General features: G+C 68.8%; 15 protein-coding genes. 3 read left to right on the forward strand and 12 right to left on the reverse strand.

From position 1 onward, the window contains the following. Window positions 1-35: 35 nt before the first annotated feature. From BLQ43_RS04950 to folK, 10 genes are all read right to left on the reverse strand, one after another. The gene (locus tag BLQ43_RS04950) at window positions 36-671 is read right to left on the reverse strand and encodes a class I SAM-dependent methyltransferase (RefSeq protein WP_090019006.1); all 636 of its coding nucleotides are present in this window, start codon (window positions 669-671) and stop codon (window positions 36-38) included. Between the two features lie 10 nt (window positions 672-681). After that, window positions 682-1,620 carry a GTPase Era gene (gene era, locus BLQ43_RS04955; RefSeq protein WP_090019007.1) on the reverse strand — a complete coding sequence of 313 codons (939 nt, stop codon included), beginning with the start codon at window positions 1,618-1,620 and terminating at the stop codon, window positions 682-684. Then, window positions 1,617-2,324: a ribonuclease III gene (gene rnc, locus BLQ43_RS04960; protein WP_090019008.1), complete on the reverse strand. Its 708-nt coding sequence runs from the start codon at window positions 2,322-2,324 to the stop codon at window positions 1,617-1,619. Before rnc ends, era begins: the two co-directional genes overlap by 4 nt. Next, on the reverse strand, window positions 2,311-3,054 hold the full coding sequence (lepB, locus tag BLQ43_RS04965; protein ID WP_090019009.1) for a signal peptidase I: 744 nt from the start codon (window positions 3,052-3,054) through the stop codon (window positions 2,311-2,313). The genes rnc and lepB overlap by 14 nt, the downstream gene beginning before the upstream one ends. Then, window positions 3,051-3,473, reverse strand: coding sequence for a holo-ACP synthase (acpS, locus tag BLQ43_RS04970; protein WP_090019010.1), 423 nt, complete (start codon window positions 3,471-3,473; stop codon window positions 3,051-3,053). Before acpS ends, lepB begins: the two co-directional genes overlap by 4 nt. Next, window positions 3,470-4,237 (reverse strand): pyridoxine 5'-phosphate synthase, encoded by a 768-nt coding sequence (locus BLQ43_RS04975; protein WP_090019011.1) that lies wholly within the window; start codon window positions 4,235-4,237, stop codon window positions 3,470-3,472. Before BLQ43_RS04975 ends, acpS begins: the two co-directional genes overlap by 4 nt. Next, window positions 4,237-4,818: a DUF2062 domain-containing protein gene (locus BLQ43_RS04980; protein ID WP_218119122.1), complete on the reverse strand. Its 582-nt coding sequence runs from the start codon at window positions 4,816-4,818 to the stop codon at window positions 4,237-4,239. The genes BLQ43_RS04975 and BLQ43_RS04980 overlap by 1 nt, the downstream gene beginning before the upstream one ends. Before the next feature lie 20 nt (window positions 4,819-4,838). Further along, on the reverse strand, window positions 4,839-6,974 hold the full coding sequence (locus BLQ43_RS04985) for a RelA/SpoT family protein (RefSeq protein WP_090019012.1): 2,136 nt from the start codon (window positions 6,972-6,974) through the stop codon (window positions 4,839-4,841). Between the two features lie 101 nt (window positions 6,975-7,075). Further along, window positions 7,076-7,552 carry a DNA-directed RNA polymerase subunit omega gene (gene rpoZ / locus BLQ43_RS04990; RefSeq protein ID WP_090019013.1) on the reverse strand — a complete coding sequence of 159 codons (477 nt, stop codon included), beginning with the start codon at window positions 7,550-7,552 and terminating at the stop codon, window positions 7,076-7,078. Window positions 7,553-7,698: 146 nt separating this feature from the next. After that, a complete protein-coding gene (folK, locus tag BLQ43_RS04995) occupies window positions 7,699-8,214 on the reverse strand; it encodes a 2-amino-4-hydroxy-6-hydroxymethyldihydropteridine diphosphokinase (protein ID WP_090019014.1) in 516 nt (171 codons plus the stop codon). A gap of 128 nt (window positions 8,215-8,342) precedes the next feature. On the opposite strand from folK, the gene BLQ43_RS05000 reads away from it, so the two are divergent. Together BLQ43_RS05000 and BLQ43_RS05005 are read left to right on the forward strand one after the other, a co-directional pair. Further along, window positions 8,343-8,951: a LabA-like NYN domain-containing protein gene (locus BLQ43_RS05000; protein ID WP_090019015.1), complete on the forward strand. Its 609-nt coding sequence runs from the start codon at window positions 8,343-8,345 to the stop codon at window positions 8,949-8,951. Window positions 8,952-8,956: 5 nt separating this feature from the next. Continuing rightward, window positions 8,957-9,610 carry a uracil-DNA glycosylase gene (locus BLQ43_RS05005; protein ID WP_090019016.1) on the forward strand — a complete coding sequence of 218 codons (654 nt, stop codon included), beginning with the start codon at window positions 8,957-8,959 and terminating at the stop codon, window positions 9,608-9,610. A gap of 15 nt (window positions 9,611-9,625) precedes the next feature. Here BLQ43_RS05005 and smpB read toward each other — a convergent pair whose 3' ends face one another. Together smpB and dapA are read right to left on the reverse strand one after the other, a co-directional pair. Continuing rightward, complete coding sequence (gene smpB, locus BLQ43_RS05010; RefSeq protein ID WP_218119123.1) at window positions 9,626-10,114, reverse strand: SsrA-binding protein SmpB; 489 nt, start codon at window positions 10,112-10,114, stop codon at window positions 9,626-9,628. A 61-nt stretch (window positions 10,115-10,175) separates the two neighbouring features. Continuing rightward, on the reverse strand, window positions 10,176-11,051 hold the full coding sequence (gene dapA, locus BLQ43_RS05015; RefSeq protein WP_090019140.1) for a 4-hydroxy-tetrahydrodipicolinate synthase: 876 nt from the start codon (window positions 11,049-11,051) through the stop codon (window positions 10,176-10,178). A gap of 169 nt (window positions 11,052-11,220) precedes the next feature. Here dapA and BLQ43_RS05020 point away from each other — a divergent pair, with 169 nt between their 5' ends. Next, window positions 11,221-13,284: a lytic transglycosylase domain-containing protein gene (locus tag BLQ43_RS05020; RefSeq protein WP_090019018.1), complete on the forward strand. Its 2,064-nt coding sequence runs from the start codon at window positions 11,221-11,223 to the stop codon at window positions 13,282-13,284. Window positions 13,285-13,312 lie beyond the last annotated feature (28 nt).

Below are 13,312 nucleotides of genomic sequence, written 5' to 3' on the forward strand. Positions count from 1 at the left end.
CTCGCATTTGGTGTGGAGCCGGCGGCTCGAACCCGTCAAACGCGGAAGAGCGTGACCGTCCAGCGCGGGCGTTCCATCGCCCAGCCGAAGCGCTCGGCGATCCAGGCCATCGTGGCCGGGTGGTAGAAGCAGACGTGCGTGGGGTCGCGGACGTAGTACCAGTTGGCGAAATCGGCGCGGTCGTCGACCATACCGGTCATCACGCCCAGCACACCGCCGGGCCTGAGCAGGCCGTGCAGGCGCCTCAACACGGACCAGGGATCGTGAACGTGCTCGATCACCTCGCTGCAGGTGACGAAATCGTAGGTCCGCGCGAGTGCCTCTTCATCGGGAACGAAAAAGGGATCGTAATCCCGCACGACGTGGCCGCGCGCTTCGAGCATGCCGGAGAGCGTGGGCCCCGGCCCGCAGCCAAAGTCCAGCCCCTCGCTGCCGCGCGGCAGGCGGGCGTCGAGCGGATCGGCCAGCTTGGCGAGAAAGCGGCGGTAGCCCGGATCGTCCGGGCGGTTGTCGTGTTCCTCGTAGCGCGCCCGCTCCGCCTGGGGCGACGGCCAACGGTCGGGGTCGAGGAAGGTCAGCGCACACCTGCCGCACCGATGGTAGGCGGCGCCCATCGCGTGGGCCCAGACGCGCCCATCACGCCCCCCGCACAGCGGACAGCTCGGCGTCATCGCGTCGCGATCAGGTTTCCGTGCCGCCCATCCGCACGAACCGCTGCCAGTTGCGCAGCCAGTCCTGCACTTTCACGAAGAGAACGAGGTGCACGCGCTGCTCCAGCTCGGCTTCCAGGTCGCGCTGCGCGGCCGTGCGGATGGCGCGAATGGTCGCGCCGCCGCGCCCGACGATGATGCGCTTCTGCTGTTCGCGCTGAACGTAGATCGTCTGGTCGATGCGCACGCTGCCGTCGTCGAAGGCCGTCCAGGCGTCGGTGTCGACGGTGACGGAATACGGCACTTCCTCGTGCACGTTCAGGAAGAGCTTTTCGCGCGTGACCTCGGCTGCGAGCAGGCGCATCGGCAGGTCGGAAAGCTGGTCTTCCGGGTAGAGCCAGGGCGCTTCCGGCATGCGGTGCGAGAGGTCGCTGCGCACATCGGCCACGCCGTCGCCGGTTTCCGCCGATATCATGTAGATGCGCTCGAACACGCCCTCGTCGTTGAAGCGCTGCGCGAGGGCCAGCAGGCTGTCGCGGCGCACGCGGTCGATCTTGTTCAGCGCCAGCACGCAGGGCTTGCCCAGCGCCTTGAGCTCGCGGACCGTCGCCAGCGTTTGCTCATCCAGGCTGCGGCGCGAGGCATCGTGCAGCATCAGGATGACGTCGGCGTCCTCGGCCACCGCCCAGGCGTCGGTCACCATCGCCTTTTCCAGACCGCCCTTGGCGTTGGTCAGCAGCCCCGGCGTGTCGGTGAAGACGATCTGCGCCGTGCCGTCGATGGCGACGCCGCGCACGCGCGTTCGTGTGGTCTGCGCCTTGTGCGTGACGATCGACACCTTGCCGCCCACCAGCGCGTTGAGCAGCGTCGACTTGCCCGCGTTGGGCGCGCCGATCAGCGCCACCACGCCGCAGCGGCTAGTGTCCTGCGGCGGCTCGTGCCGGATGGCGACCGGCTCGCCCGTGGTCATGCGTCCTCTCCCTGCACCTGCGTCAAAAGCCGTTGCGCCGCGTCGTGTTCGGCGGCGCGCTTGGACCGGCCCGAGCCGCGGGCCGGGTCGTGGTTCTGCACCACCGCCTCGACGGTGAAGCGCGGCTCGTGCGACGGCCCCTCGCGCCCGACCTCGCGGTAGCTTGGCAACGGCAGGCCGCGCGCCTGGGCCCATTCCTGCAGCGCCGTCTTGGCGTCCTGCGGCGGACGCCGGTTCTGACGCAGCAGCGGCTGCCAGTGGCGTTGGACGAAGGCGCGCGCCGCGTTCAGGCCGCCGTCGCGGTAGATGGCCCCGATGATGGCCTCACAGACATCCGCCAGCATCGCCGGGTTGTGGCGGCCGCCGCTCTCCGCCTCGCCCTTGGAGACGCGCAGAAAACGGCTCAGGTCCAGCTCGCGCCCAACCTCGGCGAGGGCATCGCGGCTGACCAGGAAGGCGTGGCGGCGGGCCAGCGCGCCCTCGGCCTCCGACGGGAAGGCGTCCAGCAGCATGTCCGCCACGATGAGGCCGAGCACGCGGTCGCCCAGGAACTCCAGGCGCTCGTAGCTCGCCACTTCGCTGCGCGCGCTGCCGGCGGCGCTGGAGTGTGTCAGCGCTTGGCGCAGCAGCGTGGGCTCGGCGAAGGCGTGGCCCAGGCGCTCGGCGAGCGCGCTCAGATCAACCGTTGCGTCAGACGATGTCATTGAACATGCGTCCGAAGCGAACCGCCGTCGGCCAGGCCCAGACCTCCCACAGTGCCACGCTCTCCTCGTAGGAGAAGAAGATGAACGACGCCCGGCCCACCAGGTTCTCGAAGGGCACGTAGCCGACCTTGGACAGCACGCGGCTGTCCTGGCTGGCGTCCCGGTTGTCGCCCATCATGAAATAGTGACCCTCGGGCACCTCGAACACCCGCGTGTTGTCGTAATAGGCTTGGTCGCTCATCTCGCGGATCAGGTGGGTGTGCCCGTTCGGCAGGGTCTCGCGGTAGATCGTCTCCGCGGTCGGGCCGTCGCCCTCGGTGCGCACCTTTTCGCGCTCCACCGCTTCGCCATTGATGTGCAGCACGCCCTCGCGCACTTGGATGCGGTCGCCGGGCAGGCCGATGACACGCTTGATGTAGTCGGTGGAATTGTCCGAGGGCAGCTTGAACACCGCAACGTCGCCGCGCTCGGGCGCGTCGGCCAGGATGCGGCCGTCGAACACCGGCGGGCTGAAGGGCATGGAGAAGCGGCTGTAGCCGTAGGCGAACTTCGAGACGAAGAGGTAGTCGCCCACCTGCAGCGTCGGCTTCATCGAGCCGGAAGGGATGGAGAAGGGCTCGTACGCCACCGTCCGGATCACCAGGGCGATCGCCACCGCGATCAGGATGGTCTTCACGGTATCGAAGAAACCGCCCTTGCTCTTGGCAGCGGCCTTGGTCTTGTCGCTCATGTGTTCGTTGGTCCGTTGCCGGTGGGAACAGCCGAGATGATCACGACCACCTGCGCCTGCGGATACTCGTCCGTGATCGTTACGTCGATCCTGGCGGTCATGCCGGCCGGTGTCATCGCCGCGAGGCGCTCGGCGGCGCCGCCCGAGAGGTCCATGGTGGGCTGGCCGGTGGGCCGGTTCACCACGCCCATGTGGCGCCAATGGACGCCGTTACGCGGCACGCCCGTTCCCAGCGCCTTGGAGCATGCTTCCTTGGCGGCGAAGCGCTTGGCGTAGGTCGCGGCGCGGTTGGCACGGCCTTCGGCGCGTGCCTGCTCGTGGTCGGTGAAGACGCGCCGGACGAAGCGCGGCCCGAAGCGTTCCAGCGAGCGCTCGATCCGCCGGATGTCCACCAGGTCGTTGCCGAGGCCGAGAATCACGTCGCCGCCTCCGGCGCCCGGGCGCGGCCGGCGTCCATGGCGGCGCGCATGCGCTGGATTGCGGTTTCCAGGCCGGTGAACACCGCCTCCCCGATCAGGAAGTGGCCGATGTTCAGCTCCACGATGTTGGGCACGGCCGCGATGGCGCCGACGGTGTCGTAGGTCAAGCCGTGGCCGGCGTGGCATTCCACGCCGAGCTCCTCGGCTTCCTCGGCGGCGGCGTGAATGCGGTCCAACTCGGCTTCCGCGCGGTTCGCGTCGCCCTCGGCCAGGCGCGCGTCGCAGTAGGCGCCGGTGTGCAGCTCCACCGCCGAGGCACCCAGCGTCATCGCCTCGCGCACCTGCTTGGAATCGGGCTCGATGAAGAGGGACACGCGCGAGCCCGCCGCGCTGAGCTGAGCGATGGCCTCGCGCAGGCTGTTCGCCTGCCCCACGACGTCCAGGCCACCCTCGGTCGTGCGCTCTTCCCGCTTTTCGGGCACGAGGCAAACGGCGTAGGGCCGGTGGCGGGCGGCGATGGCCAGCATCTCCTCGGTTGCCGCCATCTCCATGTTCAGCGGCAGCTCGACCTCGTCCATCAATCGCGCGATGTCGTCGTCGACGATGTGGCGGCGGTCCTCGCGCAGGTGGGCGGTGATGTTCTGCGCACCCGCCTGCGCCGCGATCCGCGCGGCCCGGACCGGATCCGGGTAGCTCGTGCCCCGCGCGTTGCGCAGCGTGGCCACGTGGTCGATGTTCACGCCCAAGCGAAGCGGCCGCGCCATCAGCCCTCTCCTTCAGCCGCTCGAGAGTCCAATCGCCGCGCCACCGCGGGGCGCGCCCGCTTCCGGAGCCGGTTGCGGCGATGCGCGCGATACCGCGCGATCGCCACGTAACACGGCGCGAACACGACGATCCAGGCCGTGACGGCGGACGGCACGCTGCCCACCACCATCGGGTAGAGCACGTGCAGCGGCCGCTCGAAGACGAAGGACAGCGTCAGCTCGGCCGGCAGATGCCGGGTGGCCGAGGCGCCGAGCAGGAAGTTGCCGAAGGTGTAGATCCACGACCAGATCAGGGGGAAGGTCCAGGGGTTGCCCGTCGCCGTGCCGATGGCCGACGCGACGATGTTGCCGCGCATCGCCAGCGCCAGCAGCGCGCCCAGGAGAAAGTGCAGCCCCATGAAGGGGGTGAAGGACACCGCGGCGCCGCACGCCAGCCCGGCGGCGATGCTGTAGGGCGTGCCGGGCAGACGCCGCACCCGGTGGGCCAGATAGGTGCCGGCCCGGCGCACACCGCTTCGCGGCCACACGAACTCGCGCGCGCGGCGCAGCGGGCTTACGCGATGGCGCCGGCTGAACAGCATGCGCTAACCCACCCCGGCCTTCATCCGCGCGCCCGCTCCACCGAGGTGATCACCGGAGTCGCGCGCAGCGCGGCCATGACGTTGGTGAGGTGCTTCACGTTCGTCACCTCCAGGTCGACCAGCATCTCGAAGAAGTCCACCGAGCGGTTGGTGATCTTGAGGTTGGAGATGTTGGCCTTGTTCTTGCCGATCACCGTGGACAGCGAGCCCAGGCTGCCGGGCTCGTTGGCGACGATGACGTGCAGCCGCCCCGTGTAGGGCTGGCCCGTTTCCTCGACGTCCCAGGCCAGATCCACCCAGCGCTCCGGCGAATCCTGGAAGTTGGCCAGCGTCTCGCAGTCGATCGTGTGCACCGTCACGCCCTTGCCGGTGGTGACGATGCCGACGATGCGCTCACCGGGCAGCGGGTGGCAGCAGCGCGCGAAGTGGACCGCCATGCCGGGAATCAGGCCGCGGATGGGGATGGCGCTGTCGCCGCCGCTCTTCTTCCGCCCGCGGCTGATGGGGACGACGTTGTCGTCCTGGGCCTCGCTCTCGCTCGGGAAGACAGCGTTGAGCACCTCGCGCGCCGTGCGCTCGCCGCGTCCGACGGCAACCTGGACGTCGGCCACGGATTCCATCCGCAGCTTGCCGAGCGCCTGTTCCACCGCTTTTTCGCTGAACTCTCGCCCATCCTGGCGGAAGGTCTTCTGCAGGATCTGGCGGCCCAGCTCCTGGTACTGCTCGCGTTCGCGGGCGCGCACGAAGCGGCGGATGCGCGCCCGCGCCTTGCCGGTGACGACGAACTTTTCCCAGTCCGGCGAGGGCGTCTGGGCCTTGGAGGTGATGATCTCCACCTGGGCGCCGTTCTCCAGCGAGGTCTTCAGCGGAACCATGCGGCCGTTGACCTTGGCGCCCACGCAGGTGTCGCCGACCTCGGAGTGCACGGCGTAGGCGAAGTCCACCGGCGTCGCCCCGCGCGGCAGCGAAATCAGATCGCCCTTGGGTGTGAAGCAGAACACCTGGTCCTGGAACATTTCCATCTTGGTGTGTTCCAGGAACTCCTCCGGCGTGGAGGCGTGGTCGAGGATGTCCAGGAGCTCGCGCAGCCAGCGGTACTGGCGCCCGTCGACCGCCTCGTCCGCCTGCTTGTAGACCCAGTGCGCGGCCACGCCGTACTCGGCGATCTCGTGCATCTCGCGCGTGCGCACCTGCACCTCGATGCGCTGGCGCTTGGGCCCGATCAGGCCCGTGTGCAGCGAGCGGTAGCCGTTGGGCTTGGGCGTCGAGATGTAGTCCTTGAAACGCCCCGGCACGACCGGATAGCGCGCGTGCAGCGTGCCCAGCGCGTGATAGCAATCGTGGATGTCGTCCACGACCACGCGGAACGCCATGATGTCCGAGAGTTGCTCGAACCCGACGCTCTTGCGCTGCATCTTGCGCCAGATCGAATAGGGCGTCTTCATGCGCCCCGTGACTTCGGCGTGCAGACCATCGGCCTGCAGCGCCGCCTGCAACTCCTCGACGATCTGGTTCTCGATGTCGCCGCCGCGTTCACGCAGGAACTCCAGCCGGCGCACGATCGACTCGCGTGCGTCCGGGTGCAGCTGGCGGAAGGCGAGATCCTCCAGCTCGTCCTTGAAGCGCTGCATGCCGATGCGCTCGGCCAGCGGCGCGTAGATCTCCATCGTCTCGCTGGCGATGCGCCGGCGTTTGTCGAGCGAGTCGATATAGCCGATCGTGTGCATGTTGTGCAGACGGTCCGCCAGCTTCACCAGCAGCACGCGAATGTCCTCGGACATCGCCAGCAGAAGCTTGCGGAAGTTCTCGGCGTGGCGCGTCTGCTCCGACTGCAGCTCCAGGCGCGAAAGCTTGGTGACGCCGTCCACGAGCCGCGCCACGTCCTCGCCGAAGGACTTGCGGATGTCCTCCATCGAGGTGTTGGTGTCCTCGACGGTGTCGTGGAGCAGCGCTGTGATGATGGAACTGGTGTCGAGCTTGAGATCCGTGAGGATCCCGGCGACCTCGAGGGGATGCGAAAAGTAGGGGTCGCCGGACGCGCGCGTCTGCGAGCCGTGCGCCTTCATGGCGAAGACGTAGGCCCGGTTCAGGGCGTCCTCGTCCGCCTGGGGGTCGTAGGCCTTGACCCGCTCGACCAGTTCGAATTGCCGCATCATGGCGCGCGCGCCGCCACCCGACCGTTCAATGGCGTGTAATCATCGCTACCAACAATGTACGGTCGGCAGGAAGCTGCGCCAAGGCGGGGGAGGCGTTACGCCTAGTCCTCCCCTTCGCCGCCGAGCCCGGCCTCGGCGTCGTCGTCGGCTTCGGCCTCGGCCAGCTCCTCCAGGGACTCGGCGCCCTCTTCGCTGACGCTCGCCGACGCCGCCTCCTCGGAGTCGCCGGCGGCGGCCTCATCAGCTGCGGGCGCCGCCTCCGCCGCGGCAGGGGCAGCCGGACTCTCGCCGCTCTCGGGCTCACCCTCGAGGGCGTCGAACTCCGGCAGGTCCTCGTCGGCCTCATCGCGCACGCGGTACTTCTGCTGCGTGCGGATCAGTTCCTCTTCGAGCTGCTCGAAGCTGACCGTCTTGGCCGCAACCTCGCGCAGAGCCACGACGGGATTCTTGTCGTTGTCGCGGTCGACCGTCAGGGGCGCCCCGCTGGCGAGGTCCCGCGCCCGCTGCGAGGCGATCATGACCAGCTCGAAGCGATTGGGCAGACGAAGAATGCAGTCCTCGACCGTGACGCGCGCCATGTGTCCATGCCTCGACCGTGCTGAAAAACCGGGCTGGCAGCGGCGCCGGCCGCCGGATCGGCGTGCGCGCGGCTGCACAGCATGACCGACGCGCCGCGGACGGGCCGCAGCGCGATGTGCTTGTATAGGGATGTGGCGGCCACTGTTCAAGCGTCCAGCGCACCCGCCTCGTCGGGCTCGCAGATTTGATCGCCCGGCAGGCACGCCAACAGCTCGGCCGCCGTCCCCCCGCCCACCGGGTGCCGCCACTCGGGTGCCAGCTCGGCCAGCGGCGCCAGGACGAAGGCGCGCTCGTGCAGGCGCGGGTGCGGCAGGCATGGCCAGTCGTCTTCCGCCGTCACGGCGCCGTCGTGGTCCAGCAGGTCGAGGTCCACGGCACGCGGCGGCCAGCGTTCGGTGTCGGAGCGCACGCGCCCCAACTCGGCCTCGACCGCGTGCAGCGCCCGCAGCACCTCGCCGGCGGGCCACGCGGTGTCCAGCTGCGCCACGCCGTTGACGAACCACGGCTGCCCCGACGGCGGCACCGGCGCGCTGCGGTACCAGCGCGAGCGCGCCCCCACGGGAAGTCCCCGGCGGGCCAGCCGGTCGAGCGCGACCATCAGGGTGTCGCGCGGGCCGCCGTGCGCCGACGGCAGGTTCGCGCCAAGCCCGATCACCACCACGTTTCGGCACTCCACTCGTGGGAAGCGGTTTCTTCACCCGTCCGCTTGCGTTACACGGGATTGATAACGCCCCGGTCAGTCTGCTCCGGTATCACGCGTTTGCTGCACCCTTCGCAAGAGGTTTCAACATGGATTGGCATTTCTACCGTGAAGAACGGGCCGCGCTTTTCATCGACGGCGCCAATCTTTACGCCACCGCCCGGTCCCTCGGGTTCGATATTGATTACAAACGATTGCTTGATTTGTTCGTTCAAGAAACCCGTTTGGTTCGCGCCTTTTATTACACCGCCCTTCTGGAAGACCAGGAATACTCGCCCATCCGGCCGTTGATCGACTGGCTCGACTACAACGGCTATACGATGGTCACCAAGCCCACGAAGTCGTTCCACGACTCCGACACCGGGCGCAAGAAAGTCAAGGGCAACATGGATATCGAGCTTGCGATCGACATGCTCGAAATATCCAGTTACCTCGACCACGTCGTCCTCTTCTCCGGCGACGGCGACTTCCGCCGCCTGATCGAAGCGGTGCAGCGAAAGGCCGTGCGCACCACGGTGATTTCCACGATCCGCACGCAGCCGCCCATGATCGCCGACGAGCTGCGCCGCACCGCCGACACCTTCATCGACCTGGACAACCTGCGCGGCGAGATCGAGCGGGTGCACACCAATGCGTCCGAGGGACGCCGCCCTCGCCCTCGAACCGATGAGGGCGAGCCCCCGCAGGACGATCGCTGAGCGTCGTGGCCGCCACCGAACCCCCGGAGCCGGCCGCGGCCTGTGCCAAGTGTTCGCGGCTGGCGGCGTTCCGGGAAACCAACCGGGCCGCGCATCCGAGCTTCTGGAACGCCCCCGTGCCCGCGTTCGGCGGCACGGACGCGCGGTTGCTCGTGGTCGGACTCGCCCCGGGGCTCAAGGGCGCCAACCGCACCGGCCGCCCCTTCACCGGGGACTACGCCGGCGAGGTGCTCTATCAAGCCCTGCTCGACACCGGCTTCGCTCGCGGCACCTACGCCGCCCGCGCCGACGACGGTTTGCGGCTGAATGGCTGTCGCGTGACCAACGCCGTGCGCTGTGTGCCGCCCGACAACAAGCCGACGGCGGCGGAAATCCGCACGTGCAGCAACGCTTTCCTCGCGGGCGAGATTGCTGCCCTGCCCCGGCTGCGCGCCATCCTGGCGCTGGGCAAGGTCGCCCACGACGCCGTGCTGGGAACGCAGGGGCTGGTGAAGGCGCACCACCCCTTCGCCCACGGACGCGAGCACAGCCTCCCGAACGGGCTGACCCTGGCGGACTGCTACCACTGCTCGCGCTACAACGTGAACACGGGGCGCATGACGCCCGCGATGCTGCGGGACGTGCTCACGCGGCTTTCGGGGTTGCTGGATGCCGCGTGAGCGTCGCGCCGCCCATTAGCTGTACTCGCGGATGACCTGGCGCTTGCGGCGCTGCCAGTCGCGCTCCTTCTCCGTCTCGCGCTTGTCGACCTTGCGCTTGCCGCGCGCCAGCCCGAGCTTGATCTTCGCCAAGCCGCGGTTGTTGAAGTAAACCTGCATTGGCACGAGCGTGTAGCCCTTCTGGTTGATCTGGCCCAGCAGGTTCTTCAGCTCGCGCCGATGAATGAGCAGCTTCCGCTGCCGGCGCGGTTTGTGGTTGAACATCGCCGGCGAATACTCGCCGATGTGCGCGTTCATCAGCCACAGCTCGCCGTGCTTTTCGGCGGCGTAGGCCTCCTTGATCGAGCACTTGCCCTCGCGCAGCGCCTTCACTTCGCTGCCGTGGAGCACGAGGCCGGCTTCGATCTCCTCCTCGATCGAATAGTCGTAGCGCGCCCGGCGGTTGACGGCGACGGTGCCGAACTCCGTAAACGGCTTGGTGTCCTTCTTTTTCTTCTGCGCCATGCCCATCGCCCTCCGCGGCGGCTCGTCTCACATTTCCGGGACGCCACGTGCGCAGGCGGGCTCAGGCGATCAACCCCGCGTGCTGCATGGCCTGCCGGATCTGCGCCTTCGCCGCGTCGCCGCACGGCACGATCGGCAGGCGCACGTCCGCCGAGCACAGGCCCAGCAGGCTGGCGCCGTACTTCGCCGGCGCCGGGCTGGGCTCGCAGAACATGGCGTCGTGCAGCGCCATCAGGCGCGCGTTGATCGCCTGCGCGGTGGCGACGTCGCCGCGCTGCCAGGCGGCGTGCATCTCCGCGAGTTGCGCCGGCGCCACGTTGGCGGAGACCGAGATGCACCCGTGCCCGCCCATCGCCAGGAAGGGCAGCACCGTCCCGTCCTCGCCGGAAAGCTGCGCGAAATCGTCGCCGGCGACCTCGCGCGTGGCGTGGGGGCGCACGGGATCCTTGGTGGAATCCTTCATGCCCACGATGCGCGGCAGCTTCGCCAGCCGGCCCAGGGTTTCGGAGGTCATCTCGACCACCGTGCGCCCGGGGATGTTGTAGATGATGATGGGGATGTCGGCGGCGTCGTGAACGGCCTTGAAGTGCTGGTAGATGCCTTCCTGGCTGGGCTTGTTGTAGTAGGGGACCACCACCAGCGCCGCGTCCGCGCCCGCGTGGGCGGCGTGCTGTGTCAGCCCGATGGCCTCCTCGGTGCTGTTGGAGCCCGCCCCGGCGATCACCGGCACGCGCCCGCCCGTCGTGGCGATCGCGATTTCGGTGACGCGGCGGTGCTCCTCGTGGCTCAGCGTCGGGGACTCGCCCGTCGTGCCACACGGAATCAGCGCCTGCGTGCCCTGCGCGATCTGCCACTCGATGAACTCGCGGAAGGCGCGCTCATCGACCTGACCGTCGCGGAACGGCGTGATGAGCGCGCAGCACGAGCCCGAAAACATCGGCCCAGCCATGACCGTCTCCATCCCGGATCCTGTGAACCCCAGCACTGGGTGCCAGTCCTAGCCGTCCCGTCCCCATGCGGCAAGCCGCCTGTCCCCTTGAGTGATTGTTAACGCTCAGTCCCTAGGCTTACCCTGGTCAAACGATCCGGGTAGGAGTGACCACGGGATGCCGGGGGCGGTTGCGGGAATCGGCGCCGTGCTCCGCGGGGGGATGCGTCCCATCCTCTGCGCGGCCATGCTGTTCGGGGCGTGCCTACCGGGCGCGCACGCCGCGCCACCCGTGCCGCGCGAAGCGCCGGATCGCGTTCAGCTGGGCATGGCGTTCGGCGCCATCGATTCCTACGCCTTCGACCGCGCCCGCCGCATCGCCCGGCACCTCGACGCACCGCTCGCCCGGAAGGCGATCCGGTGGCGGGTCCTGCTGGCGCAACAGGGCGGCGGCGTATTCGACACCTACCGCGCCTTCCTGCGCGACAACCCCGACTGGCCCGGTCGCGACACCCTGCGCTACCGCGCCGAAGGCGTGATGCCGGCGAGCCTGCCGGACGACGAGGTCCTGCGGTTCTTCCGCGACATCGAGCCATACAGTCCCTACGGGGCCGAGCGCTATGCCGACGCCCTGCGCAGCGTGGGCCGAACCGCCGAGGCCAAGGCCGTGCTGCGCCGTGCCTGGTCGCACGAGACGTTTCCCAAGGGCGACGCCGAGCGCTTTCACGACCGCTACCATAAGCTGTTCAGCCAGGAGTTGGAACGCGAACGCCTGGACCGGCTGATCTGGACGCGTCACCTCGACGCGGCCGAGAACCAGCTCTGGCGCGTCGGGGAACCGCACCGGCGCTTGGCGATCGCGCGCATCCGGCTGGCGCGCATGGCCTACGGCGTGGATAAGGCCATCGACAAGGTTCCCGAGGAGCTACGCGACCATCCGGGCCTGGTGTTCGAGCGCGCCCGCTGGCGGCGCATGAAGGGCCGCTACGCCGACACCATGGAGCTGCTCCTGCCTCCCCGCGCCAACGTGCCGCACCCGCGCCGCTGGTGGGAAGTCCGGCACTGGGCGGTCCGCGAGGCCATGGAGAAAGGCCACTACTCCGACGCCTACCGCGTGGCCGCCAACCACGGCATGAGCGAGGGTATCGGCTTCGCCCAGGCGGAATGGCTCGCCGGCTTCGTCGCGCTGCGGTTTCTGCGCATGCCGGAGCAGGCGCTGGATCACTTCCGCACGCTTCACGAAGGCGTCAGCACCCCTGTCAGCCGCGCCCGGGCAGCCTACTGGGCGGGACGCGCGGCCGCAGCTCTAGCCAATCGGCGCACCGCCCGGCGGTGGTACGAAACCGCGGCCACCAACCTGACCACCTACTATGGCCAACTTGCGGCGGCCAAGCTCGACAACAACCTATTCCTGGCGCTGCCCGAGGGACCGGAGCCGGGGGAGAAGGCCCGCGACTCCTTCGCGAAACGAGAACTTGTCCGGGTCGTGCGAACGCTCGCGCGGATGGGGCACGCCGGCCGGGTCGATCGCTTCGTCCAGCACCTCAGCGCCCAGGCAGGCAACAGCGTCACCTACCAGCTCATCGCCGACCTAGCGCGCAGCATCGACCGGCGCGACCTCGCGGTGAGCGTGGCCCGCGACGCGCGGCGGGAGGGCATCATTCTGCCGGACCATCTCTATCCCATCCCGCGCTTGCCAGCGCTCCGTTCCCCGCGCACAGCCGGTCACCGCGCCACGATCCTCGCGCTGGTGCGTCAGGAGAGCAATTTCGACAGCCACGCCGTCAGCCCGGCGGGCGCCTACGGGATGATGCAGCTCATGCCGGCGACCGCGCGAACCCTGGCCGATGAGCTGGACATGCCGTTCAGCCGCCAGCGTCTGCGCCGCAATCCCAACTACAACATGCGCCTGGGCCGGCATTATCTGAATGAACTGATCGCCCGCTACGATGGCGCGGTGATGCTGGCGATCGCGGCCTATAACGCGGGACCGTCCGCCGTGGACCGCTGGTTGCACCGCTACGGCGACCCGCGCACGGGCTTCATCAGCCCCGTTACCTGGATCGAGCAAATACCCTACGGAGAAACGCGGAACTACGTTCAGCGCGTCATGGAATCCATGATGGTCTACCGGCACCGCCGGGCGCCCACGCGGGTTGCACTGGACCTCGATCACGCGACTCTGCTGGGCGACGCCCAGGCCGGTCCTCAGCAGCAGGCCGGGACCTCCTGCTGCCTGTAACCGCACCGCGCCGGGAAACGGAGCTCTG

The sequence above is a fragment of the Limimonas halophila genome (assembly GCF_900100655.1).
Taxonomy (GTDB): Bacteria; Pseudomonadota; Alphaproteobacteria; order Kiloniellales; family Rhodovibrionaceae; genus Limimonas; species Limimonas halophila.

Excerpts from the sequence above, each read along its gene's own strand:
- rpoZ (WP_090019013.1), bottom strand. The coding sequence starts at position 7,552 with ATGGCGCGCGTCACGGTCGAGGACTGCATTCTTCGTCTGCCCAATCGC.
- BLQ43_RS04975 (WP_090019011.1), bottom strand. The coding sequence starts at position 4,237 with ATGGCGCGGCCGCTTCGCTTGGGCGTGAACATCGACCACGTGGCCACG.
- rnc (WP_090019008.1), bottom strand. The coding sequence starts at position 2,324 with ATGACATCGTCTGACGCAACGGTTGATCTGAGCGCGCTCGCCGAGCGC.
- BLQ43_RS05000 (WP_090019015.1), top strand. The coding sequence starts at position 8,343 with ATGGATTGGCATTTCTACCGTGAAGAACGGGCCGCGCTTTTCATCGAC.
- BLQ43_RS04980 (WP_218119122.1), bottom strand. The coding sequence starts at position 4,818 with ATGCTGTTCAGCCGGCGCCATCGCGTAAGCCCGCTGCGCCGCGCGCGC.
- BLQ43_RS04950 (WP_090019006.1), bottom strand. The coding sequence starts at position 671 with ATGACGCCGAGCTGTCCGCTGTGCGGGGGGCGTGATGGGCGCGTCTGG.
- era (WP_090019007.1), bottom strand. The coding sequence starts at position 1,620 with ATGACCACGGGCGAGCCGGTCGCCATCCGGCACGAGCCGCCGCAGGAC.
- BLQ43_RS05020 (WP_090019018.1), top strand. The coding sequence starts at position 11,221 with ATGCCGGGGGCGGTTGCGGGAATCGGCGCCGTGCTCCGCGGGGGGATG.
- smpB (WP_218119123.1), bottom strand. The coding sequence starts at position 10,114 with ATGGCGCAGAAGAAAAAGAAGGACACCAAGCCGTTTACGGAGTTCGGC.
- BLQ43_RS04985 (WP_090019012.1), bottom strand. The coding sequence starts at position 6,974 with ATGATGCGGCAATTCGAACTGGTCGAGCGGGTCAAGGCCTACGACCCC.
- dapA (WP_090019140.1), bottom strand. The coding sequence starts at position 11,051 with ATGTTTTCGGGCTCGTGCTGCGCGCTCATCACGCCGTTCCGCGACGGT.
- lepB (WP_090019009.1), bottom strand. The coding sequence starts at position 3,054 with ATGAGCGACAAGACCAAGGCCGCTGCCAAGAGCAAGGGCGGTTTCTTC.